Below are 22,130 nucleotides of genomic sequence, written 5' to 3' on the forward strand. Positions count from 1 at the left end.
ATCTACGATCTCCTCTTCAAGCGAACCGTTTGATTCAGAATGCTACCCGACGCGGGCGACCAGGACGTCAGCCGTGGCGTCTGCGAATTCGGTCGACATTTCGTGGAAGGCGACAAGCTCCCGAACCGTCGCAGCACGTGGATGGTAGTTCGACGCCTCCGAGCCCTGTCGTGTCAGACAGACCCCATCGATCGCCCGGGCAAACCATGACGAGCCAGCGATCTGCGCAGCCTGCGTCTCGCTCCCGGCCGAGAACGCAAGGCTCATGTGATCGATGTCGACGACATATATCATTGCGTGCACTTCCCGGCGCTGGACACTCGTCTAGCTGCCGAACCCGGCCGGAATGAACGCCGGAATCTTCTCCTCGATGAACTGCTTCACCTCCGGTGAATTGAACACCTGGATGAACGCCTTCAGGCGCGGATCGTCCTTCTTGTCCGGTCGTGCCGTGAAGCGCAGCACGAGTCCGTCGTCGACGGTGCGATCGATGACCAGCGCCGATTTCGGATCGCCGCCGGCCGGAATGAGATAGGTGATGTTGACCAGCGCCAGCGTCACGTCGTCGAGTGATCGGTAGGTCTGAGCCGGGTCGAGCTCGACGATCTTGAGGTTCTTCGGATTGTCGACGATGTCGAACTTGCTGACCGAAAAGCCCTTACCCGGTGTCAGCTTGATCAGCCCGGCGCGCTCCAGCAGGATCAGGCCGCGGGCGCCGTTGAGTGGCTCGTTTGGAATGGCGGCGCTGTCGCCTGACTTGATCTCGTCGAGCTTCTTGATCTTCTTCGAGAACAGGCCGACCGGCGCGATCACGCCGACCTTGTCGACCTGCACCAGATTGAAGCCGCGCTGCTTGTTCTGAAGCGCCAGATAGGTTGCGTGCTGAAACAGATTGGCATCGACATCGCCGCTGTTCACGACCTCGTTCAGCGCCACCCAATCCGACAGCTCGACAATCGTGACGTCCTGCCCTTTCTCCTTGGCAAGCTTGGCGGCAAAAGCGGCCAATTGCCCAACCGGGCCGGCGCTGGTCGCAATCTTCAGAGGCTCGCCGGCGAAGGCAGCCGCGGTGAATGCAAGCCAGAGTCCCACGGCCTGGGCGGTACGAAGGATCTTCATTGTCTCAAGTTCCCGTTCCAATTCAGATGATGTGTCTCACGCGGCCTTGCGCGCGCCGGCGTCGGCCTGTGCCAGCGCCTGACCGAGATCCGCCAGGATGTCGTCGGGATGCTCGATCCCGACCGACAGGCGGACGTAACCCGGCGTGACGCCGGCGGCGAGTTGCTCGTCCGCAGTAAGCTGCTGATGCGTTGTCGATGCCGGGTGGATGGCCAGTGAGCGAGCATCACCGATATTGGCGACGTGATAGAACAGTTTTAGCGCGTCGATGAACCGCCGGCCGGCCTCGACGCCGCCCTTCAGTTCGAACCCGACCAGGCCCCCGTAGCCGCCCTTCAGATACGCGTCCGCCCGGCGCTTGTTCTCTCCGCTTTGTAAGCCCGGGAATATCACGTTCAACACCGAAGGATGCTTCGCAAGGAAGTTCGCGACCTTGACGGCGTTCTCGTTGTGCTGACGAATGCGCAGCGGCAAGGTTTCGAGACCCTGGATGAACTGGAAGGCATTTTGTGGCGCGATCGACGCGCCAAGATCCCGCAACAGCTTGACGCGGGCCCGCAGGATATAGGCGATCGGGCCGAGCGGCTTCGCGGCCTCCGTCCAGATCGCGCCGTGGTAGGCCTCGTCGGGCTTGTTCAGCAGCGGGAAGCGCTCGGCATGCGCAGCCCAGTCGAAATTGCCGCCGTCAACGATCGCCCCGCCGATCGCCGTGCCGTGGCCGCCGATATATTTCGTCGTGGAATAGACCACCACCGCCGCGCCGTGCTCGAACGGGCGCGCAATCAGGGGCGAGGCCGTGTTGTCGAGAATGAGGGGCACGCCCAGCGATCGACCGATATCGGCAACCTCCTTGATCGGGAATACATTCAGCTTGGGGTTCGGGAGCGTCTCGCCGAAATAGGCCCGCGTCTTGGCGTCAGTCACGCGACGGAAGTTCTCGGGATCGGCTGGATCGACGAAGCGGGCCTCGATGCCGAACTGCTTCAGGGTCTGCGACAACAGCGTCCAGGTCCCGCCGTAGAGATCGGTCGACGATACGATGTTGTCGCCGGCTTGCGCGATGTTGAGAATCGAAAATGCAGTGGCGGTTTGCCCTGAGGCTACCGCAAGAGCAGCAGCGCCTCCCTCCAGGGCGGCCAGTCGCGTTTCAAACGCGTCCTGGGTCGGATTGCCAATGCGGGTGTAGATCGGACCGAGTTGCTCGAGCGCGAACAGGCGCGAGGCATGATCGGCGTTCTCGAACTGGAATGACGTGGTCTGGTAGATCGGAACCGCCACCGCGCCGGTGGCGGGGTCGGTGCGATACGACCCGCCATGCAACGCCAGCGTCTCGAAATTCCGGGTCTCCAACGCCATCTGCAATTCCCTTTCGATCTCGAGAGCGCGCAACGAGCGCGGCAAGCCATGCTTGACGATCAAAATGATGCGGTCGGATTCTTCGGCTGTCGAGCCGGCTTGGAAAATAGCGATGCACGTGCTGCATCATCATCGCTTCGCAACTCGTTTGTTTCCGCTCCCTCGTCGAATTGGAAACAAACTCGCTCGGGCAAAATGTTAAAAATGGTCGCGCGGAGAGAAATCCTTCGCCGTTGATGATTGGGCCAGACCATGACGAAACCGCGCGAGCTGCGCTTCAACGCTTTCAATATGACCGCACCGAGCCACAATTGGGCAGGTCTGTGGTCGCATCCGCGCGATGCCTCCATTGACTACAACACGCTCGACTATTGGGTCGACTACGCCAGGACCGCGGAGCGCGGACTGCTCGACGGCATCTTTCGGGCGGACGTGTTCGGCGTGTACGACGTCTATGGCGGCAATGCCGATGCCGCCGCCTTGCACGCGGTGCAGCTTCCCAACGCGGACCCAACACTGCTCGTGTCCGCCATGGCGCTTGTCACCAGCCATCTTGGCTTTGGCATCACCTCGAACCTGACCTTCGAGCATCCCTATCAACTGGCACGCCGGTTTTCGACACTCGACCACCTCACGCGGGGCAGAATCGGTTGGAACATCGTCACCGGCTATCTCGACAGCGGCGCGCGCGGCATGGGCCTTCCCGCAGGACGAGCCCATGACGACCGCTATGACGCGGCCGAGGATTTTCTCACCGCAAGCTACAAATTATGGGAAGGAAGCTGGGAGGACGACGCCGTTCGACGCGATCGCGGCAGCCGGACCTTTACGGACCCCGCCAAACTTCACCGGGTGCTACATGAGGGCCCCTATTTCAGGGTCGATGGCATCCATCTCGCCGAGCCCTCGCCGCAGCGAACGCCGCTCCTATATCAGGCCGGCACGTCAAAGCGCGGCCGCGCCTTCGCGGCACAACATTCGGAAGCGATCTTTCTCAACGGGCAGACCAAGCCGATCCTTGCCCGCGCCGTGCGCGAGATACGCGAGGCCGCCAAGGCCTTTGGCCGCGATCCCTATGACATCCGCCTGTTTGCCGGCGCAACCGTGATCGTGGCGCCCACGCGTAGCGAGGCGAATGATCTGTTGGAGGATTATGCGAGGCATGTCGACCAGACCGGCCAGCTCGCATTGTTGTCGGGTTGGACCGGCATCGACTTCTCGACCTATCGGCCCGACCAGCCGATCGAATATGTCGAGAGCAACGCCATCCAGTCGATGGTGGAGAACTTCACCGTGCGGAGCGAGCGGCCGGTCCACGTCGGCGACCTCGCCGCGTTGAGCCGCGCCGGCGCCCGGTCCCCTTTCGTGATCGGCTCGCCGCAGGACGTCGCGGACGAGCTGATCGCCTGGGCGGATGAGACCGACGTCGACGGCTTCAACCTGTTTCGCCTGGTCGCACCGGAGTCGCTGAACGCCTTCGTCGATCTCGTGGTGCCGGAGCTGCAATCTCGCGGTGTCTACAAGACCGCCTATCGCGACGGCACGCTGCGCGAAAAGCTGTTCCCGGGACGCGGTCCGCGGCTGCACACGACACATCCCGGCGCGAGCTTTCGTCGTTTGCCCTCGACGACGGGCGCGCTCCGATCCGACGCCACCGAATAGCAAGGGCGCCGCTCACGCCTACGCAGCATGGCTGTCGACGCGCTCAACAAGGCCGGCATCGCCTGGACCGAAGTCTTCGTCGGCGGCGGCGTCGCCACCATTGGCGCGGCGATCTCGGCGGGTCTCGCGGTCGCGGCGCTCGGGCGACGCGTCGCTCCTGCCGGCACGATCGATGTCGGTACGCAGTTGGGCCTGCCTCCGCTCCCTTCACGGGACGTTGTCATGCATACAAGTCCCCTAGACCAGCAGACCAAACACTCGCTGAGAACACTGGCTGCTGCGATCCGGGCCACGCGGCCCAGACATTAGCCGCTATCGCAAGGATCGTTACGGTGTTCCGAACCCACGGTCCTGTCGGGTAGACAATTCCATTCTCAGTTCGTATCGCGCGAGAGAATGTTCGTTCCGTTTTGCGCCACACTGCGAAATTGCCACGCGACCACGTTTGTCGGCAAATTGCGGGCGTCCGGTCTCCCAAACAGCGGTCGAGACGGCAGCTTCGTTGAACAGGATACCCAAAATGCATCGTCTTCCATCCCGCCTGCGGGCCCTCGCCGCGGCTGCGCTCGCCTTCTTCGTCATGACGTCATTCGCCAGCCCCGCCATGGCCGAGGAGCTCCGCATCGGCTATCAGAAATCCTCGACGCTGACCGCGATCCTGAAGACGAACGGGGAGTTGGAGAAGGCGCTGGCGCCGTTGGGCATCACCGTCTCCTGGCACGAATTCACCAGCGGCCTGCCGCTGCTGGAAGCCATCAATATCGGCAGCATCGATTTCGGCGCCGATGTCGCCGACACCGTGCCGGTCTTCGCGCAGGCGGCCGGCGCCAAGATCACCTATGTCGCGGAGGAAGCCGCCTCGCCGGCGGCGCAGGCGATCGTGATTCCGCAGTCGTCCCCGCTCAAGACTATCGCCGATCTCAAGGGCAGGAAGATCGCCGTGACCAAGGGCGCCGGCAGCCACTATCTACTGCTCGCGGCGCTGGCGAAGTCCGGGCTCAGCTTCAAGGAGATCACGCCCGCCTACCTGACGCCGGCGGACGGCCGCGCGGCCTTCGTCAGCAACAATGTCGATGCCTGGGTCGCCTGGGATCCATTCCTGACCAGCGCGCTTCATCAATCCAACGGTCGCATCCTGACGGACGGCAGCAATGGCCTCGCAAGCTACAAGCGCTACTACCTCGCTTCGGCAGCGTACGCGGACAAGCATGGCGACGTCCTCAATGTGATCTTCGCCAAACTCTCCGACACCGGCAAATGGGTGAAGGCGCAGCCGAAGGAAGCGGCCACATTGCTCGCCGGTCTCTGGGGGATCGATGCGGCCACGGTCGAAGAGGCCAACAGCCACCGCTCCTACCAGGTGGGTGCGGTCACCGTCCCGGGCCTGTCGGAGCAGCAACGCATTGCCGATGCGTTCCATACCGAAGGCCTGATCCCTGTGAAGATCGACACCACGACAATCAAGATCTGGTCACCGAAGGGGTCTTGAGCCTCGCTGGCCGCTAAGCGGTAAAGCTTGCACTCAATCCCCGCTGGATATCCGGCACGGAGGCCAGCAGGGTCTGGGTGTAGGCATGCTGCGGACGTTCCAGCACCGCTTCGGTGGCGCCCTGCTCGACAATCCGGCCGTGCTGGAAAACGAGCACGCGGTCGCAGAGATGCTCGATGACGCCCAGATCATGCGAGATGAAGAGCAGCGCGGTTCCAAGCCGCGACTGAAGCTCCGCCAACAGATCGAGCACCTGGGCCTGGATGCAGATGTCGAGCGCGGAAACCGGCTCATCGCAAACGATGATGGCCGGCTCGGCCGCCAGAGCCCGCGCGATCGACACCCGCTGACGCTGGCCGCCGGACAGCGATCGCGGTGGGCGGTCGAGATGATCAGCGCTCAGGCCGACCAGTTCGAGCAAGGACACGATCCGGTCCAGACGTACGATGCGGCTCCCAGGTGACGGAAGGTTCTCGGCTATGACGTCGCTGACGCGGTAGCGCGGATCGAAGCTGCTCAGCGCGTCCTGGGGAATGTATTGCAGCTTGCGGCGAAGCGGACGGCGCCGGACCTCAGCCACGGACGACCATGGCTGCCCGAGCAATCGCACCTCGCCTTCGTCAGGGGCAAGCAAGCCAAGCACGATCTTGGCGCAGGTGGATTTGCCGGAACCCGATTCTCCGACAATGCCGAGGACCTCGCCTGCCCTCACATCGAAGCTGACGTCCTGCAAGACCACCGACGTCGTGCGTCCCGTGGCTTTCGGCGACACGAAGCTTTTCGAGATCTTCTTGACTTCAAGCACGACCTCGCCGGCGGCGGGGCGCTCGGGCAGGCGCTCCCGGACGATGGCCATCGCCCCTCCGCCCGAGACTGCGTCGAGCTCGAATCGGGCGGAGGCAAGCCGCGATCCCCTCGACTGTGTCGAAGGAACGGCTGCGATCAACTGCCTTGTATAGGGATGACGCGGACGGGTGAGGACATCACGAGTCGGTCCGCTGTCGACCACTCTGCCGTCCCGCATCACGATCACGCGGTCCGCAATCCCCACCACGACGGCGAGGTCATGGCTGATCAGCAAGAGCCCCGCCCCTTCGCGAATTCTTTCAGTCAGGACCTGGAGCACCTGCGCCTGCACGGTGACATCGAGCGAGGTGGTCGGCTCATCCGCTATGATCAGATCCGGATCGGCAGCGATCGCCGAGGCAATCAGCGCGCGCTGGCGCAGACCGCCCGACAATTGATGCGCATATTGCAGGATACGGTCGGCCGGATTGGGGATGCCGACCTTGCCCAACGTCTCCAACGTCCGGTTTCTGATGGCATCCGGACCGGTCAGGATGCCATGGCTCGAGATGACTTCTCCGACTTCCTGGCCGATGGTGCGCAAGGGATCGAGCGAGACCAGGGCATCCTGCATCACGAGACCCGTCACGGTCCCGCGCAGCTTGCGCCAGTCGGCTTCGCCGAATTTGCGCGCATCGCGCCCCTTGATCTCGAACCGCCGCGCGCTCGTCCGCGCACCCTCGCCCGCGAGGTTGAGCAGGCTGCGTGCGGTGATGCTTTTGCCCGAGCCGGATTCGCCGACAAGCGCCACGCATTCGCCGGGCCTGATTGTCAGATCGAGATCCGCAACGATCGGCCGGCCGGAATTGGCGCCCGCAAAGCCGATGCTGAGTCCCTGGACGTCGACGATCGGAGCCGCCCGATCCTTCTGCGAACATGCGCCGCTCATGCGAGCCGCCCCTCAAATCGCTGCTGCAGGTGATTGCCGATCACGCTGAAGGCAATCACGGTTGCGGTGATGGCGAGCCCGGGAAATACGCCGGGCCACCAGGCGACGCGCAGCACATCCCGGCTCTCGGCCAGCATCACACCCCACTCCGGCGTCGGCGGCTGCGGGCCGAGCCCGAGGAAGCTCAGTCCGGATACGATCAGGATCGTGCTGCCGATATAGACGGTTGCAATGATCGGGATGGCGACGAGAACATTGGGCAGCACGTGCCGGACAAAGACCTGCCAGCGGCTCAATCCATAGATCGCGGCCTGCGTTACATAGTCCGCATCCCGGATGAGCTGGGTCTGCGCCCGTACCACGCGCCCAAATTTCGGGATGCCGGCGATTCCGACCGCAATAGCGATCTTGAGCATGCCCTGCCCGAGGAAAGTCACGATCAGCATCGCGAGCAGCACACCCGGAAACGACGACAACATGTCGAATAGGCGTGACACCGCCTCGTCCAGAATGCGATTTCGCTGCCCGGCAAGGATGCCGAGCACGATCCCGAAGCCGAGGCCAACGGCCACGCCGCCAATACCAATCAGGAGAGAATAGCGGGTGCCGTAGACCGTTCGCGCGAACACGTCGCGACCGAGACGATCCGTCCCGAACAGATGCGCCAAGCCCGGCGGCTTCAGTCCTTCCGTGAATTCCCCGACCAGCGGATCGAAATGCGTGAACAGCGACGGCGCGGCCGAGGCCACGATTAGCGCGGCAACAAACACAAAGGACAGGATCAGCCCGAAATGCGGCCGGCGTCGCTCGCGAAAATCGGGCGCCGGGGAGTCCAATCCGAAGAAGTCTTCCGGCGGATCGAGCGCAACGGCGCGATCGAACGAGCGGTGCGATGGCGCGGTCATTGGGCCCTCAATCTTGGATCGATCAGCACATAGAGGACGTCGAGCAGCGTCGAAGCTGCCACGTGGATGAATGCGGCGAGCAGCACGACCGTGAGCACCACCGGCACATCGTGGGTCAGTACCGCACCCAACGTCACGGTGCCGAGCCCGGGCCGGCCGAAGACCTTTTCGGTAATCACAGCGCCGCCGAGCAGCCCGCCGATCAGCCAGCCGCCAAGTGTGACGACGGGAAGCAGCGCGTGCCGCAGCACATGGCGCCAACGGATCACGAACTCGCCGACGCCACGCGCCCGCACGGTTGTGACGAAAGGCTGATCGAGCGTCTTCTCCATGGCTTCGCGCAGCACCTGCGTCAGCAAGCCAGCCGTGGGCAGCGCCAGGGTGATCGATGGCAGGATCAGGGAATTCCACCCCTCAGCCCCGGACACCGGAAACCAGCGCAGATTGAACGAGAACGCCATTAGCAGGAGGATGCCGAGCCAGAACACCGGCGTCGAAGCGAACACGAGCTCCACCAGCGAGGCCAGCTCGCGCGAGAACCTCCCGCGCCCCGCGGTGAGCAGTGCGATGAGGACGGCAAGGATAATCGCCAGCACGCCCGCCGCCAGCGCGAGTTCGACAGTCGGCATAAGCTGCGACCCTACGATTTCGATCACGGGCTGCCGCAGTACATAGGACGTGCCGAAATCACCACGACAAATCCGAGACAGGAAATCGAAATACTGCGCCGGCAGGCTACGATCGAGCCCCCATTCGGCCGCGATCGCCTCACGCAGGCCGGGATATTCGAGATCGCCAGCCAGAATGTCCTGGATGCGCCCCGGCAAGGCATGCAGCGCGAGGAATGTCGCTGTCACGCTCGCCCAGGCAACCACCAGGCTGGTGAACAGCCTGGAGATGATGCGGGACCACATGGTCGATTACTTCTTCGCGATCCAGAAGTCGTAGGCGTTGGACGGCGAGTCGAGGCCGGCCTCGAATCCCAGACCATTGACGTTGCTCTTCGCCGCCAGGAACCAGCTCGGCGCGAATAACGGCACGATGAAGGCCTGATCGACGCCGCGCTTCTGGATCGCGTCGGTGAGCTGCCGCTTGCGAACCGGGTCGGTCGATCGCAGCGCCTCGTCGATCTGGCCGGTGATCTCGGCATCAGGATTGGGAATGTTGGAATAGAGAAAGCCCTTCGAGCCCAGCATGTCCCAGAGTTCGCGCGCCGGGTCCGACGGATTGTCCGTGTTGGGATAGATCACCCAGGTGCCGTTGGCGTTGTTCTTGGCGTATTCGCCCGCGGTTATCAGGCGCAAGTTCAGATCCAGACCTACATTCTTGCGAAGTGCGGCCTGAACGCCCTGGATCAGGATATCGCGGCTGTCGCGCACATAGGGCTGGGGATAGCCAACCTCGATCGACAGGCGCTTGCCGTCCTTGGTGCGAAAACCCTCGGAGTCGCGGCCGGTCCAGCCGGCTTCGTCGAGCAGCTTGTTGGCACCGGCGACGTCGTTGCCCCAGGAGCCGACCAGGGCCTTGTTGTAGGCGGGGTTGGCCGGGCCGATGATCGACCAGGCGCGCGGAACGGTGCCGAGATAGACCTGCCTTACGATCGGTTCGAGATCGAAGCCGTCGCGCAATGCGCGGCGGACACGAACATCGTCGGCCGGCGGGCGGGTGTAGTTGATATTGAACGTGAACGAGGTGCTGGCACCGGAAGGCCCGGTCAGGAGCTTGAAGCCCGGCTGCTCCGCAAACAGCGGCGCATCGGTCGGCTGCACACCTTCGATCAGATCCACCTGCCCCGATGTCAGCGCGCCGGTGCGAACGGCATATTCCGGAAGGAAGCGGAATGTCACGCGGTCCAGATGAGCCGGTCCGTTGTGGGCCGCATTGCCCGGCGCCCAATTGTAGGCGGGATTGCGGACGAACACCGCCGACTGGCCGCGAATGTAGCCGTCGAACACGAATGGTCCGGTGCCTGCCAATGTGCGGCCGCCGCCGCAGAGATCGCCCTTCGCCAGCGATTTGGGCGAGATCAGGCCGAGCTTCACGTTCGATGTCGATTCCAGGAAGCTCGAGTCCGGGGCGGCCAGCACCAACTTGACCACGAAGGGCGACACCACCTCGGCATGGTCGTAGGCCTGCAGCAGCGACACGGCCGTCACCGCGTTCTCCGGTTTCTTGATGAAATCGAAGTTTGCTTTCACCGCGGCTGCATCGAACTTCTCGCCATCATGGAAGACGGCGTCCTCACGGAGCTTGTAGGTGTATTCCCTGCCATCGGCCGAGATCGACCATTCAGTCGCAAGCCAAGACGCGAACGTGCCATCAGTCTTCTTCGCGATTAGCGAGTCGATATAGTTGCGAGCCACGAAGAACGCGGCCTGCTGCGATGCGTAATGCGGGTCGAAACAGGCCGGCTCGGTCGTCACGCCCCATCGGAGCGCGCCGCCAGAGACCGGCTGTTCCTCGGCGCTCGCGGGATTCGACGCAAGCAAGGCGATCGCCACGCCACTCACCAGCAAATTATTCTTCTTCATCCGCATCACCCACGTTTGTTTCTGCTACCGCCGGCGCAATCAACACATCGAACATCACCAAATGAGAGATGATGCGCGTTTACGCTTCATTCGATCCGCGCTAGGCGTTATCTCTTGTTGCATCGCGATGTAATTCGTCGTCGCGCGCAAACGCAACACGCAAACGAGCGGCATGATGGCCACGCATGAAGTTTGAAAAATTATTCGTGCGCATGAACCCACGATGGATGAAATCGACGACATCGAACGCGAATCCGGCAATTCGATGCTGCCCGCTTGTTACACATCGCGCCCCGACTAGACGCTGAATCCGGAAATCCCATGCCGCCACGCCAACTGCACCTGAACGTCAACCTGCTTCACTCCGGCGTCTATCCGTCGGCCTGGCGCCTGCCGGACAGCGATCCGCGCGCCTTCTTCGATCTCGGTCATTATGTCCGCGTCGCCCAGATCGCGGAGCGCGGGAAGCTCGACGCGATCTTTCTGGCGGATTCACCGGCCGTCAACGATCGCATCGACTACCGGTCGTTCACATCGATGGAGCCGACCATCGTGCTGGCGACAGTCGCCGCCGCGACCAGGCACATCGGCCTGATCGGGACGGTGTCCACGACTTACAACGAGCCCTATAATATCGCGCGCCGCTTCGTGACGCTCGATCACGCCAGCGGCGGGCGCTCGGGATGGAACGCGGTCACGACGGCAGACGCCGCTTCAGGCCGGAATTTCGGCCTCTCGTCGGTGACGGAGCACAAAGCCCGCTACGAGCGCGCCAAGGAATTCACAGAAGTCGTCCACGCCTTGTTCGACAGCTGGGAGGACGATGCCTTCGTCGGCGACAAGGCGAGCGCCAGATTTGTCGATACGTCCAAGGTGCATCCGATCGCCCATCGCGGCTCGCATTATTCGGTGGCCGGACCGCTGAACGTCCCGCGCTCGCCGCAGGGCCGTCCGGTCACGGTGCAGGCGGGCGGTTCGAACGACGGACGCGACTTCGCGGCGGCCTATGCAGAAGCCGTGTTCACGCTGGCGCAGAGCATCGAGGAAGGCGTCGCCTATGCGCGCGACCTGCGTGCGCGCGCCGCGACTTATGGTCGGTCGGGCGATTCCATCGTCATCCTGCCGGGGCTCGCCACCGTCATCGGCAGCACCGAGGCGGAAGCCAAGCGGCGGCAGGACGAGCTATGGGAGCTGGTGCCGATCGAATACAGCCTGGCGCGCCTCGCCGGAACACTCCAGATCGACGCTGCCCTACTCGAGCTCGACAAGCCCCTGCCGGACCCGCTGCCGCTGCCGGTCAACGCCAATCACACGATGTTCCAGGGCACCGTGAATCTTGCCCGACGCGGCAACCTCACCGTTCGCCAGTTGATCCGCGCGCTCGGCGGCGGCGTCGGACACCGCATCATCGTCGGCACACCGGAGCAGATCGCTGACGATATCGAGGCCTGGTTCAAGGCAGGTGCCGCCGACGGTTTCAACCTGATGCCGGACGTTCTGCCGTCCGGGCTCGAAACCTTCGTCGATACCGTCGTGCCGATCTTGCAGAAGCGCGGGCTGTTCCGAACCGAATACACCGGCTCGACGCTCCGCGATCATTTTGGCCTGTCGCGACCGGCAAGCCGCTACGCGAAGCAGCCGCCGGAAGTCGCAACGGCCTAGCCGTCACGACAATCTATCCCAGGGAGTGGGTCAGCTTCTCGGCAGGCCCTGCCGATTGCCTCGCCCGCACACGCGGGATCACCTCGTGCGCAAATCGCCGCATCTCGGCCTCGAACGGCTGGAATTGCAGCATGAAGAGCTCGATGCCCGCGGCATGGAACGCTTCGATGCGCGCGGCGACCTCGTCATAGCTGCCGACCAGCCCCGCGGCCGTGCCACCATTGCTGCCGACGCGCGGCGTCTTCTGCATGGTCTGCATCATCACGACCTTGGGGTCGGTATTTTGCTTCTGGATCGCCTTCATCGGCGCATCCCTTGCGGCCAGGCTAAGCAGCCGCTCATGGGCAGCCTGCGCCTGCTCTCTCGTTTCGCGCGCGACGACAAAAGCAGACAGACCGAACCGGAGCGGCGGCGCGGAGCCGCGCGGACGTGTCGCGACATCGGAAATCAGGCCGGCGACATCGTCGAGCGGCTGGCCGTTGATGAACCAGACGTCGCCATGGCCGGCAACGAGATCGCGCGCCGGCTCGGATTCGCCACCGACATAGATGGCGGGCCGCTTGCGGTAGAGGCTGGTCGGCCGCAGCGCATAGTCGGAGACGTTGAAGTGCTCGCCGCTGTAATTGAGGCGTTCGCCCTCCATCAGACGCGACACGATGGAGATCCATTCCTTGCCGTAGGCATAGCGCGCATCGTGCTCGGGAAAGCCGATTCCCGCTTTCTCCAGTTCGGGCCGGTTCCAGGCGTTGACTAGATTGAGCGCAAACCGGCCGCGGCTGATGTTCTCGATCCCGAGCGCCAGCTTTGCGAGTACGACGGGGTGATAGAGATAGGGCTTGATCGCAGCGATGATCTCGATGCGCTTCGTCAGTGCCGCAATCGCGGCGGCAGCGCTCCAGGCTTCGAGCTGATCGAGATCCTCCTGATGCGGATTGATCGTGTGCTGCGCGATCAACGTCGAATCGTAGCCGAGTTCCTCGGCGGCGAGGATGAGATCCCGATTGCGCTCCCAGGAAGCATCATAGGGCTCTTCCGGGTCCTGATGCGCCGCACGCGGGCCGTGCACCAGCGCCCAAATCCCGAAGCGAAGAGGTGCAACCGTCATCGTGCTCTCCTGTAACTCTCTCAACGCATACCAGCGAATTCCCGCCAGCAATTATCACGCGTTCTCGTCAAGGACTGACGCGAGATCAAGCAGCCGATCATCAAAAGATTTTCTTTGTCGCGCGCCAGCACTGTGACGACAGCAGATCACTCCAGAACGAACGACAATTGAAATAGCGCTCTATTTCTGTCGGCTCGATTTCGTGGGACATTTTACGTGGACGGCAGGTCATTGGCGTCACACCTCCTGCATCAGATGCAGTGAGTGGAACGAGGTCTCACGTCTTGAGCAATATCGAACTGAGCCAAATCGACCGCACCGTAATCGGTGCGGATGGCAACCTGCCGTCGCAAAGCAGTGACAAACCGCTCGCATCGGCGAGCAGGCTTGGCGCTGGCGGCCTTCAGCTCCTCTCCTGGCTTGCACCCGTGCTGCTGGTGATCGTCTGGGAATCGCTTGCGCAGGCGGGATGGCTTTCGCCACAGGTGCTGCCCGCGCCGAGCAAGATCATCCGGACGGCGTTCAAGCTTGCGACTACCGGAACCTTGCTGAACGATCTCGGCGTGAGCTTGCTGCGCGCGGCGGCGGGCTTCGCGATCGGTGCGGCGGTCGGCACCGGACTCGGCATCCTCGTCGGCTTCTCGCGGATTGCGGAAGCAGCAATCGACCGCAGCGTTCAGATGATCAGGGCGATCCCCTTCCTGGCCGCGCTTCCTCTGGTCATCGTCTGGCTCGGCGTCGGCGAAGCGGAGAAGATCTTCCTTGTGGCGCTGGGTGTCACGTTCCCGATCTACATCAACACCGTCCTCGGCATCCGCCAGGTCGACCCCAAACTGCTTGAACTCGGCCGGGTCCAGGGCCTGAGCTCAATCCAACTGATCAGCCGCATCATCCTTCCCGGCGCGTTGCCGTCAATTCTGACCGGCGTCCGCTATGCCTTGGCCACGGCTTGGCTCGCACTGGTGGTGGCTGAAACCATCGGCGCGCAGTCGGGAATTGGCTTTCTTGCGATGGATGCGCGCGAATTTCTGCGCACCGACGTTATTTTCCTGACGATCGTGATCTACGCGCTGATCGGCGTCGCGGCCGACGCCATTGCCCGCTTTCTCGAAAGGCGCCTGCTCGCCTGGCATCCGAACTATGGAGCGGCACGATGAACGTTCACGTCGCTCCACTGTCCCCCGCGTTATCCGAGTCAGGGCCGGCCGTCGTTGTCAGCAATCTCGTCCGCAGCTACGGCAGCCGCGTCGTCATCGAGAAGCTGAACCTGCGCATCGAGCGCGGCGAGTTCGTCGCCTTGCTGGGCGAGAGTGGTTGCGGCAAGACCACGCTGCTACGGGCCCTCGCCGGCCTCGATGACATCCAGGGTGGCCGCATCGTGGCGCCTCGCCGGCCTGCAGTGGTGTTCCAGGAGCATCGGCTCCTGCCCTGGGACAACCTCTGGCGCAACGTTTCGCTCGGCTTGCGGGCACCCAACGCGCGCGAACGCGCCGCCGAAGCCCTCACCGAGGTCGGTCTCGGCGATCGTCTCGACGACTGGCCGCGCAACCTCTCCGGCGGACAGGCCCAGCGCGTGGCACTTGCCCGCGCGCTGGTTCAGCAACCCGAGCTTCTGCTGCTCGACGAGCCGTTTGCCGCGCTCGATGCGCTCACCCGCATCCGCATGCATGAGCTCGTTCGGGAACTCGTCGCCAATCATCAGCCGGGTGTGCTGCTGGTCACCCACGATGTCGATGAGGCGATCGCGCTGGCGGACCGCATCCTGGTGATGCGTCATGGCGCCATTGCCTTCGAGCACAGCGCCGTGCGCGACGGCGCGACACCCATCTCGCGCGCCGAACTTTTGGGCGAGCTTGGCGTGATATCTCATTCCCCCAACTAGGTTACCGGAAGGCTCTTATGTCTGAATCCCCGATCGCCAAACCGTCCCGGCGCAGCTTCCTCGGCTCGGCAGCCTTTGGCGTTGGCGCCCTTGCCGGCATGAACTTCGGCGAGTTTGCCGAGGCCGCGTCCGGCCGTGTCACCGACACGGTTCGCCTGACCTGGGGTCTCGGCGGCCTCAATCTGATCGCCAAAGAACGCGGTGAGTTCGAGAAGGTGCTGGCCAAGGATGGCATCAAGGTCGAATGGCTCGGGCCCTTCCCGAACCATGCGCCGACCTTGCAGGCCGTCACTGGCGGCAGTGCCGACTTCAGTTTCGGCGGCAGCACCACGCCGGCCCTGGCCGCCATCATCGCCGGCTCTCCGCTGGTGTTCACGCAGTTCGTGGTCTACGAGCCGCGCACCACGGCGATCATCGCCAAGGACGGCTCCGGCATCGACAAGATCGAGGATCTCGTCGGCAAGTCGGTCGCGGTCAACCGTTCAGGCCTCGGCGAATTCCTGCTGGTCGCCGCGCTCGAGAAGCACAAGGTCGACCGCACCGCGGTGAAGTTCGTCTATCTCAATCCGCCCGACGCGGCACCGGCACTTGCCTCCGGCAAGGTCGACGCCTGGTCGATGTGGAGTCCCGGCGTCGACATCGCCCGGCGCGAGTACAAGGCGCACGACATCTTCCTGGAAGGCCGCGACCTCGAATTCCAGATCGACTACACCTCCTACCTGACCACCCGCAAATTCGCGACCGATAATCCCGCGCTGGTTCGCGCCGTGAACGATGCGTTCCGCGCCGAAGGCAAATGGATCTCGGAGAACGGCAAGGATGCCGAGTACATCGCGCAGAAGGCCGGAAAGTACAGCGACGAGGTTCGCGATCAGTTCATCGCGCTGAAGCGCCAGTATCGCTACTTCGCGGTCAACGACGAGCAATTCATTGGCGAGCTGCAAAAGGCGGCCGACTGGCTCGTTGCCCGCAAAGTCCTGCCCGAGCCTGTCAAGGTGACCGACCACCTCGCCCAACTCTGAGACCATTCCAACAGGCCAAGACAATGAACAAGTCCGTATCCACGCCCTCCCTGAACACATCCGAGCCGTTCAAGACCGGCTCGCCCGAACTGGAGGCGTTGCTCAACCAGATCGCCGAGGGCGCAAGCGACCGCGAACGCGAACGGATCCTGCCCTTCGATGTCATCGATCTCATTCGCCGCGCTCGTCTGGGCGCATTGCGGCTCCCCGTTCCGGCCGGCGGCGCCGGCAGCACGATCCGCGATCTCTTCGCTTTCGTCATCCGGCTCGGCGAGGCCGACGCCAATGTGGCGCATATCCTGCGCAATCATTTCAGCGTGGTCGAGCGGCTGGTGCGCAACCCCAAGGACGAGCAGAGCCGGCAATGGCAGAAGGCGGTTGCCGAAGGGGCCATCATCGGGCTTGCAACGACCGAGCTCGAAAGCCCGCGCGTCGGCAATGTCACCCCTAGCACGACGTTCACACCCGATGGAAACGGCGATTACCTGCTGAATGGCACCAAATATTACAGCACCGGAACATTGTACTCGGACTATGTCCTGGTGCGCGCGGCCGATCCATCCGGCACCAGCGGCGCAACAATCGTCCCGATCAAGCGCGAAGGCATCGAGCTGGTCGACGACTGGGACGGCCTCGGGCAGCGGCTCACGGCCACCGGCACGACGCACTTCCGCAACGTCAAGGTCAAGCGCCAGGAGATCGTCTTCGATGCGCCGGACACGGGCTATGGTGTGCCCTACTCCAACACATTCGCCCAGCTCTTCCTGACGGCGATCGTTGCGGGCATTGCGCGCGCAACGCTGCGTGATGCGACCGCGCTGGTGCGCTCGCGCAAGCGCACCTTCTACTACGCGCCGACCGAAATCCCGACCGACGACCCGCTTCTCCAGCAGACGGTCGGCCAGATCGCCAGCGGCGCCTTCGCCGCCGAGACCGTGGTGCTGGCGGCCGCCGAGGCGCTGGACGTCGCGACCGACGCCTTCGAGGCGGGCGCGACGAATGCGGCGGAAGCTGCCCACACTGCCGCGCTACTTTCCGCTAAGGCCAAGATCATCGCGGACGATTTCGCCATCCGCGGCGGCAGCCTGCTGTTCGACGTCGGCGGCGCGTCCGCGACCAAAAAGGTCACCAATTTCGACCGCCACTGGCGCAATGCGCGGACGCTGTCCTCGCACAATCCGACCACCTACAAGGCACGCTCGATCGGCGAATTCGAGATCAACGGCAGTCCATTGCCCGCCAAGGGGTTCTTCTAGCGGAAGGACCCAAATCCAGCCCCGGCAGGCGCGACGCGAGGAGAGACAGATGGGAAAGTCGGACATTCATCTGGTCAACGCCGGCAACGAAATCGAGCACCAGTTTCGTGCCGTCATGCGTCGTCTTGCGGGTGGCGTCAGCATCATCACCGCGGGCCGCGACCATGACATCACGGGCATGACGGTGACGTCGCTGACATCGCTGAGCGCAAGCCCGCCCCGCGTGCTGGTCAGTGTCAATCGGCAAGCCTCCTCCTTTGCCCCGATCGATCGTCATCGCGTGTTCGGAGTCAACATCCTCGGGTCCGATCAGCAGGAGCTGGCAAGCCGGTTCAGCAACAGCAGGCTCAAAGGTGCGGAGCGCTTCGAAGATATATCCTGGACTACCGGCACATCGGGCGTCCCTCTGCTCGGCCATTCGCTGGCAACGATCGAATGCCAGGTGGAGGAGATCATCGAGCGACATTCGCACGGGATCATCGTCGGCAGCATCTTGAGCTTCGAGCTGTCACCCCAGGTGTCGGGACTGGTCTACTGGAATGGCCAGTACATCGAGATCAATCACGACGTTGACCTGGACCTGCTCGCCGAGATCAGTATTCCCCTGGCCCATGTCAGGTGACATTATCATCCGACATCACCCCGATGGGACTGAGGCGGCATGAAGCACGAAATCCCCCACGAGCCGTCCGACAACGAGGCGCGCAGCCCCGATAATTCGACGCAGAAGCGGTGGCAGCTTGAGCGAGTCGTCGCCGCGCTCCGCGTCTCCCGGGAGGAGACCCACAGCATCCGCCGGGATGGTGAGGCCCGCCGCGCCCCTTCGCGCGAGGCCCTTCAGATCATCCTGGACAGCCTGACCGAAGCGCTGTTCCCGCGCCATTATGGCCAGTTCGACCTCGACGGGGAGAATATCGACTATTTCGTCGGAAACCGCCTCAGCATTGCGCTCGACAGCCTGTGCGACCAGGTCCATCGCGCCGCGATCTTCATCGGCGACGAGCTCACGGCCGGCTTCCGGCGCGACGATGCGATCGAGCTGACGCGCAGGTTCGCGTCACAGCTTGCCGACGTGCGTGGCCTGATCATCAGTGATCTCCGCGCCGCCTTCGTCGGCGACCCCGCGGCCAGGAACTTCCCCGAGATCCTGATCGGCTATCCCGGAATGACCGCGATCATCCACCACCGCCTCGCCCACATCCTCCATCAGCTCGGGGCACGGCTGGTCGCGAGGCTGGTCGCCGAGATCGCTCATACGAGGACCGGCATCGACATTCATCCCGGCGCCAGCATCGGCTCCGGCTTCTTCATCGATCACGGCACCGGCGTCGTGATCGGCGAGACTGCCATCATCGGCGACAACGTCCGCATCTATCAGGCGGTGACGCTCGGGGCACGGCACTTTCCAACCGACGATGAAGGCAGTCTGATCAAGGGCGACGCCCGGCATCCGATCGTCGAGGACGACGTCGTGATCTATGCCGGCGCGACCATTCTCGGCCGGATCACGATCGGCCGCGGCTCGACGATCGGCGGCAACGTCTGGGTGACCCAGGATGTGCCGCCGAACAGCATCGTGACGCAGGCTACGGCCCGCAACAAACCCGGCTAGGCCGCCACGGGCGCCTTCCAGCGCATCAAGCGACGTTCCAGCGCCTCGAGGATCGCGTTGAAGACGAGGCCGATCACGGTGATTCCGAGGATGCCGAAATACATCTGCGGGATCAGGAAGCTGTACTGGCTGTTGATGATGAGATAGCCGAGCCCGGACTTCGCGCCGACCATCTCGGAGGCCACCAGCACCAGCATCGCGGAGGCGCTTGCCAGCCGAATGCCGACGAAGATTGTCGGCAGCGACGCCGGCAGGATCACCTTCCGGAACAGTTGGCTTGGCGTCGCGCCCATCGTCCGCGCCGACTTGACCAGCAGCGGATCGACCTGCCGGACGGCCGCGATCGTATTGAGCAGCAGCGGCCAGGCACAGCTATAGACCACCATCGTGACTTTCGAGAGTTCGCCGATGCCAAGCAGCAGGATGAACACAGGCAGCAGCGCCAGCGGCGCCGTGTTGCGCGCAATCTCGATGGTCTGGTTCAGGAGATCGCCCAGCCGGGCGTACCATCCCGTGAGCAGGCCCAGCGGCACCATCAGAACGACGGCAATCAGGAATCCGCTCAGCGCCCGCAGCAGGCTCGCGCCGACGTCGTCATAGAGTTCACCGCTCTGCGCGAGCTGCCAGCCCGCGGCGATCACCTCGGAGAACGGCGGCAGAAACGTCACGTCGACCAGACCCAGCCGCGGCGCCGTCTCCCAGACGGTCAGGAACAACAGCAGCAGCAGCGATCGCTGTCCGATGGCGCCGAACCATCGCGCGAAACCGCCTGTCAGCGCAGTAAGTGCGCCGGCGTGTTGTGCGGCCCGGTCCTTCGGACTTCCCTCGGCCAGCTCCAGCAGCGTCAGCATCTCCAGATTAGACATGAGCCAATTCCTTCGCCTTTGCGACGCGCTCGCCTTCAGCTGCGGCTACCTGAGCTCCTTGCGCCTTCAACACCTCGTCGCGCAGCAAGGACCAGACCTCATGCCGCACATGCCCGAACTGCGGCAACGAGCGGACGTCCTCGGTCTCGCTGTGCAGTTCGTCGGGAATATCGACGATCTGCTTGATGCGGCCGGGACGCGAGGTCATCACCGCCACGCGCTGGCCAAGGACGACGGCTTCGTCGATGCCATGCGTGATGAACAGGATGGTCTTTCCGGTGCTGCGCCAGATCTGCAACAGCTCGCCTTGCAGCGTCTCGCGCGTCTGCGCGTCGAGCGCCGCGAACGGCTCGTCCATCAGCAGCACCTCCGGGTCGTAGGCGAGGCTTCGCGCGATCGCGACGCGCTGCTTCATTCCGCCCGAGAGCTCGTGCGGATACCGGTCGGCAAAGCCGGACAGCCCGACCAGATCGAGATAGTGCAGCGCCTTCTCCCGCCGCGCCCTGGCCTTCAGGCCGGCGATGTCGAGTCCGAACTCGACATTCTGCGCGGCCGTGCGCCAGGGAAACAGCGCGTATTGCTGGAACACGATGCCGCGATCACGTGCCGGCCCATTGATGACCTTGCCGTCGAGCAGGACGCGCCCGCTGCTCGGCGCGGTCAGGCCGCCGAGCAGGTCCAGCAAGGTCGACTTGCCGCAGCCGCTCGGCCCGACCAGCGCCAGGAACTCGCCGGGACGGACATCCAGCGTGATGTCGTCCAGCGCAGTGAAGCGCTGCGCCGGCCCGCCACCCGGGCCCCGGACCAGGAATTCCTTCCGTACATGCTCGAATCTGATCTTGGCCGTGGTCATTTGGCCTCCGCGGTCTTGCCGGGACGGAAATAGTTGAACGCGTTGGTGTAGAGATCAGACGGCTTGAGCTGATCCGGCTTCAAGAGACCATCCTTGACCAGCCAGTCGACCCACACTTGAAGCTCGACGTCGCCGATCACGCCGCCCTTGGTCGCAACACCCGTGCTCTTCCAGTACTTGATGGGCGTGGCGTCCTCGTTGCGCTTGCGATCGGCGATGATGCGCTCGAAGCGGGCGCGAACCTCCTCCGGCGGCGTCGTCTGCGCCCAGGCGATGGCACGGGACACGCCCTCGACCAGCTTGCGCGAGGTGTTGGGATTGTCCTTGATGAACTTGTCCCGCAGCACGTAGGACCCGCCGGTGAAGTTTCCGAAGATGTCGGTATCGGCAAACAGCCTGCGGATGCCGCCGCGTTCGAGCGCCTTGTCGCGCAGCACGCCGTTGAGCGTGGCCACCTCGACCTGCCCCTGCCGCAATACCTGCTCGCCGGTGACGGGCGGGATCGCGACCAGCGTCACCTGCTTCGCCTCCGCCGGCGTCAGGCCATTGCGCGCCAGATACTCGCGCAGCACGAATTCGAGATGTGCACCGAGCGTGTTGACCGCGACCTTCTTGCCGATCAGGTCCCGCGCGGTCTTGATCGGGCTGTCTTCCTTCACGTAATAGCCGTTGTAGGTGTTGTCGTCCGATCCGTAATAGCCGACCACCGCCTTGATCGGCGCTTTGGCGGCGATCAGCTTGATGATCGCGCCATAGAACGCGCCGCCGATGTCGATGTCGCCGGTCACCACCGTCTGGATGTCCTGCGGACCGCTGATGGTGTTGCCGATCCATTTCAGCTTGAGCGGGGCGAGATAGCCGAGATCGTCGGCCAGTTCGACGAAGGTCACCTGCCCGGCCCAGCCCTGGTAGCGGATCTCGGTCTTTTCGAGCTGCGGCTCGGCCATGGCGCTGCCGACGAGTCCCGTCAGCCCGAGGGCGGCGATGCCAAGTTGCCGTCCTCTTGCACGCAGACCGGCAACCAGGCGACGCAACGCAGAGATAGCGTTTGTCATTGTATTCACTCCTTGCTCGT

At 63.6% G+C, this 22,130-nt stretch carries 22 protein-coding genes; 11 read left to right on the forward strand and 11 right to left on the reverse strand.

The genetic code is table 11. The features are described 5' to 3' along the window. Positions 1–42: 42 nt before the first annotated feature. From IVB18_RS30845 to IVB18_RS30855, 3 genes are read right to left on the reverse strand one after another with little or no spacing between them, the layout of a single operon-like run. Positions 43–294: a hypothetical protein gene (locus IVB18_RS30845; RefSeq protein ID WP_247984121.1), complete on the reverse strand. Its 252-nt coding sequence runs from the start codon at positions 292–294 to the stop codon at positions 43–45. A 30-nt stretch (positions 295–324) separates the two neighbouring features. After that, positions 325–1,119, reverse strand: coding sequence for a MetQ/NlpA family ABC transporter substrate-binding protein (locus tag IVB18_RS30850; RefSeq protein ID WP_247984122.1), 795 nt, complete (start codon positions 1,117–1,119; stop codon positions 325–327). A 36-nt stretch (positions 1,120–1,155) separates the two neighbouring features. Then, positions 1,156–2,475: a PLP-dependent transferase gene (locus IVB18_RS30855; protein WP_247984123.1), complete on the reverse strand. Its 1,320-nt coding sequence runs from the start codon at positions 2,473–2,475 to the stop codon at positions 1,156–1,158. 48 nt (positions 2,476–2,523) lie between these two features. Here IVB18_RS30855 and IVB18_RS30860 point away from each other — a divergent pair, with 48 nt between their 5' ends. From IVB18_RS30860 to IVB18_RS30875, 4 genes are all read left to right on the forward strand, one after another. Further along, positions 2,524–2,712 (forward strand): hypothetical protein, encoded by a 189-nt coding sequence (locus IVB18_RS30860; RefSeq protein WP_247984124.1) that lies wholly within the window; start codon positions 2,524–2,526, stop codon positions 2,710–2,712. Positions 2,713–2,727: 15 nt separating this feature from the next. Continuing rightward, entirely contained in the window at positions 2,728–4,137 is a 1,410-nt protein-coding gene (locus tag IVB18_RS30865; RefSeq protein ID WP_247984125.1) for an LLM class flavin-dependent oxidoreductase, read from the forward strand. Between the two features lie 27 nt (positions 4,138–4,164). After that, positions 4,165–4,446, forward strand: a complete 282-nt coding sequence (locus IVB18_RS30870; protein WP_247984126.1) for a hypothetical protein — start codon at positions 4,165–4,167, stop codon at positions 4,444–4,446. Between the two features lie 271 nt (positions 4,447–4,717). Then, a complete protein-coding gene (locus IVB18_RS30875; protein WP_247991772.1) occupies positions 4,718–5,626 on the forward strand; it encodes an aliphatic sulfonate ABC transporter substrate-binding protein in 909 nt (302 codons plus the stop codon). 13 nt (positions 5,627–5,639) lie between these two features. Here IVB18_RS30875 and IVB18_RS30880 read toward each other — a convergent pair whose 3' ends face one another. From IVB18_RS30880 to IVB18_RS30895, 4 genes are read right to left on the reverse strand one after another with little or no spacing between them, the layout of a single operon-like run. Continuing rightward, positions 5,640–7,361, reverse strand: coding sequence for an ABC transporter ATP-binding protein (locus IVB18_RS30880; RefSeq protein WP_247984127.1), 1,722 nt, complete (start codon positions 7,359–7,361; stop codon positions 5,640–5,642). Further along, positions 7,358–8,266: an ABC transporter permease gene (locus IVB18_RS30885; RefSeq protein ID WP_247984128.1), complete on the reverse strand. Its 909-nt coding sequence runs from the start codon at positions 8,264–8,266 to the stop codon at positions 7,358–7,360. Before IVB18_RS30885 ends, IVB18_RS30880 begins: the two co-directional genes overlap by 4 nt. Beyond that, the gene (locus tag IVB18_RS30890) at positions 8,263–9,180 is read right to left on the reverse strand and encodes an ABC transporter permease (protein WP_247984129.1); all 918 of its coding nucleotides are present in this window, start codon (positions 9,178–9,180) and stop codon (positions 8,263–8,265) included. Before IVB18_RS30890 ends, IVB18_RS30885 begins: the two co-directional genes overlap by 4 nt. Before the next feature lie 6 nt (positions 9,181–9,186). Next, complete coding sequence (locus IVB18_RS30895) at positions 9,187–10,797, reverse strand: ABC transporter substrate-binding protein (RefSeq protein WP_247984130.1); 1,611 nt, start codon at positions 10,795–10,797, stop codon at positions 9,187–9,189. A gap of 321 nt (positions 10,798–11,118) precedes the next feature. Here IVB18_RS30895 and IVB18_RS30900 point away from each other — a divergent pair, with 321 nt between their 5' ends. Then, on the forward strand, positions 11,119–12,459 hold the full coding sequence (locus tag IVB18_RS30900; protein ID WP_247984131.1) for an LLM class flavin-dependent oxidoreductase: 1,341 nt from the start codon (positions 11,119–11,121) through the stop codon (positions 12,457–12,459). A 13-nt stretch (positions 12,460–12,472) separates the two neighbouring features. Here the strand turns inward: IVB18_RS30900 and IVB18_RS30905 are convergent, their stop codons facing one another. Beyond that, positions 12,473–13,564, reverse strand: coding sequence for an LLM class flavin-dependent oxidoreductase (locus IVB18_RS30905; RefSeq protein WP_247984132.1), 1,092 nt, complete (start codon positions 13,562–13,564; stop codon positions 12,473–12,475). Positions 13,565–13,905: 341 nt separating this feature from the next. On the opposite strand from IVB18_RS30905, the gene IVB18_RS30910 reads away from it, so the two are divergent. Genes IVB18_RS30910 through epsC form a run of 6 tightly spaced genes read left to right on the forward strand, consistent with a single transcriptional unit; the run spans position 13,906 to position 19,336 of the window. Beyond that, the gene (locus IVB18_RS30910; protein ID WP_247991773.1) at positions 13,906–14,721 is read left to right on the forward strand and encodes an ABC transporter permease subunit; all 816 of its coding nucleotides are present in this window, start codon (positions 13,906–13,908) and stop codon (positions 14,719–14,721) included. Next, complete coding sequence (locus IVB18_RS30915) at positions 14,718–15,446, forward strand: ABC transporter ATP-binding protein (RefSeq protein WP_247984133.1); 729 nt, start codon at positions 14,718–14,720, stop codon at positions 15,444–15,446. The genes IVB18_RS30910 and IVB18_RS30915 overlap by 4 nt, the downstream gene beginning before the upstream one ends. A 17-nt stretch (positions 15,447–15,463) precedes the next feature. Beyond that, entirely contained in the window at positions 15,464–16,468 is a 1,005-nt protein-coding gene (locus IVB18_RS30920; RefSeq protein ID WP_247984134.1) for an NrtA/SsuA/CpmA family ABC transporter substrate-binding protein, read from the forward strand. 23 nt (positions 16,469–16,491) lie between these two features. Further along, the gene (locus tag IVB18_RS30925) at positions 16,492–17,724 is read left to right on the forward strand and encodes an acyl-CoA dehydrogenase family protein (protein WP_247984135.1); all 1,233 of its coding nucleotides are present in this window, start codon (positions 16,492–16,494) and stop codon (positions 17,722–17,724) included. Between the two features lie 49 nt (positions 17,725–17,773). After that, on the forward strand, positions 17,774–18,346 hold the full coding sequence (locus tag IVB18_RS30930) for a flavin reductase family protein (RefSeq protein WP_247984136.1): 573 nt from the start codon (positions 17,774–17,776) through the stop codon (positions 18,344–18,346). Positions 18,347–18,385: 39 nt separating this feature from the next. Then, complete coding sequence (epsC, locus tag IVB18_RS30935) at positions 18,386–19,336, forward strand: serine O-acetyltransferase EpsC (RefSeq protein ID WP_247984137.1); 951 nt, start codon at positions 18,386–18,388, stop codon at positions 19,334–19,336. Here epsC and IVB18_RS30940 read toward each other — a convergent pair. From IVB18_RS30940 to IVB18_RS30950, 3 genes are read right to left on the reverse strand one after another with little or no spacing between them, the layout of a single operon-like run. Continuing rightward, positions 19,333–20,202, reverse strand: coding sequence for an ABC transporter permease (locus tag IVB18_RS30940; RefSeq protein ID WP_247984138.1), 870 nt, complete (start codon positions 20,200–20,202; stop codon positions 19,333–19,335). The two genes, epsC and IVB18_RS30940, sit on opposite strands and share 4 nt — an antisense overlap. Beyond that, positions 20,195–21,055 carry an ABC transporter ATP-binding protein gene (locus IVB18_RS30945; protein ID WP_247984139.1) on the reverse strand — a complete coding sequence of 287 codons (861 nt, stop codon included), beginning with the start codon at positions 21,053–21,055 and terminating at the stop codon, positions 20,195–20,197. Before IVB18_RS30945 ends, IVB18_RS30940 begins: the two co-directional genes overlap by 8 nt. After that, positions 21,052–22,110 carry an ABC transporter substrate-binding protein gene (locus tag IVB18_RS30950; RefSeq protein WP_247984140.1) on the reverse strand — a complete coding sequence of 353 codons (1,059 nt, stop codon included), beginning with the start codon at positions 22,108–22,110 and terminating at the stop codon, positions 21,052–21,054. The genes IVB18_RS30945 and IVB18_RS30950 overlap by 4 nt, the downstream gene beginning before the upstream one ends. Positions 22,111–22,130: the final 20 nt, after the last annotated feature.

The organism is Bradyrhizobium sp. 186 (assembly GCF_023101685.1).
Lineage (GTDB): Bacteria > Pseudomonadota > Alphaproteobacteria > Rhizobiales > Xanthobacteraceae > Bradyrhizobium.

Excerpts from the sequence above, each read along its gene's own strand:
- IVB18_RS30845 (WP_247984121.1), bottom strand. The coding sequence starts at position 294 with ATGATATATGTCGTCGACATCGATCACATGAGCCTTGCGTTCTCGGCC.
- IVB18_RS30850 (WP_247984122.1), bottom strand. The coding sequence starts at position 1,119 with ATGAAGATCCTTCGTACCGCCCAGGCCGTGGGACTCTGGCTTGCATTC.
- IVB18_RS30855 (WP_247984123.1), bottom strand. The coding sequence starts at position 2,475 with ATGGCGTTGGAGACCCGGAATTTCGAGACGCTGGCGTTGCATGGCGGG.
- IVB18_RS30860 (WP_247984124.1), top strand. The coding sequence starts at position 2,524 with ATGCTTGACGATCAAAATGATGCGGTCGGATTCTTCGGCTGTCGAGCC.
- IVB18_RS30865 (WP_247984125.1), top strand. The coding sequence starts at position 2,728 with ATGACGAAACCGCGCGAGCTGCGCTTCAACGCTTTCAATATGACCGCA.
- IVB18_RS30870 (WP_247984126.1), top strand. The coding sequence starts at position 4,165 with ATGGCTGTCGACGCGCTCAACAAGGCCGGCATCGCCTGGACCGAAGTC.
- IVB18_RS30875 (WP_247991772.1), top strand. The coding sequence starts at position 4,718 with ATGACGTCATTCGCCAGCCCCGCCATGGCCGAGGAGCTCCGCATCGGC.
- IVB18_RS30880 (WP_247984127.1), bottom strand. The coding sequence starts at position 7,361 with ATGAGCGGCGCATGTTCGCAGAAGGATCGGGCGGCTCCGATCGTCGAC.
- IVB18_RS30885 (WP_247984128.1), bottom strand. The coding sequence starts at position 8,266 with ATGACCGCGCCATCGCACCGCTCGTTCGATCGCGCCGTTGCGCTCGAT.
- IVB18_RS30890 (WP_247984129.1), bottom strand. The coding sequence starts at position 9,180 with ATGTGGTCCCGCATCATCTCCAGGCTGTTCACCAGCCTGGTGGTTGCC.
- IVB18_RS30895 (WP_247984130.1), bottom strand. The coding sequence starts at position 10,797 with ATGAAGAAGAATAATTTGCTGGTGAGTGGCGTGGCGATCGCCTTGCTT.
- IVB18_RS30900 (WP_247984131.1), top strand. The coding sequence starts at position 11,119 with ATGCCGCCACGCCAACTGCACCTGAACGTCAACCTGCTTCACTCCGGC.
- IVB18_RS30905 (WP_247984132.1), bottom strand. The coding sequence starts at position 13,564 with ATGACGGTTGCACCTCTTCGCTTCGGGATTTGGGCGCTGGTGCACGGC.
- IVB18_RS30915 (WP_247984133.1), top strand. The coding sequence starts at position 14,718 with ATGAACGTTCACGTCGCTCCACTGTCCCCCGCGTTATCCGAGTCAGGG.
- IVB18_RS30920 (WP_247984134.1), top strand. The coding sequence starts at position 15,464 with ATGTCTGAATCCCCGATCGCCAAACCGTCCCGGCGCAGCTTCCTCGGC.
- IVB18_RS30925 (WP_247984135.1), top strand. The coding sequence starts at position 16,492 with ATGAACAAGTCCGTATCCACGCCCTCCCTGAACACATCCGAGCCGTTC.
- IVB18_RS30930 (WP_247984136.1), top strand. The coding sequence starts at position 17,774 with ATGGGAAAGTCGGACATTCATCTGGTCAACGCCGGCAACGAAATCGAG.
- epsC (WP_247984137.1), top strand. The coding sequence starts at position 18,386 with ATGAAGCACGAAATCCCCCACGAGCCGTCCGACAACGAGGCGCGCAGC.
- IVB18_RS30940 (WP_247984138.1), bottom strand. The coding sequence starts at position 20,202 with ATGTCTAATCTGGAGATGCTGACGCTGCTGGAGCTGGCCGAGGGAAGT.
- IVB18_RS30945 (WP_247984139.1), bottom strand. The coding sequence starts at position 21,055 with ATGACCACGGCCAAGATCAGATTCGAGCATGTACGGAAGGAATTCCTG.
- IVB18_RS30950 (WP_247984140.1), bottom strand. The coding sequence starts at position 22,110 with ATGACAAACGCTATCTCTGCGTTGCGTCGCCTGGTTGCCGGTCTGCGT.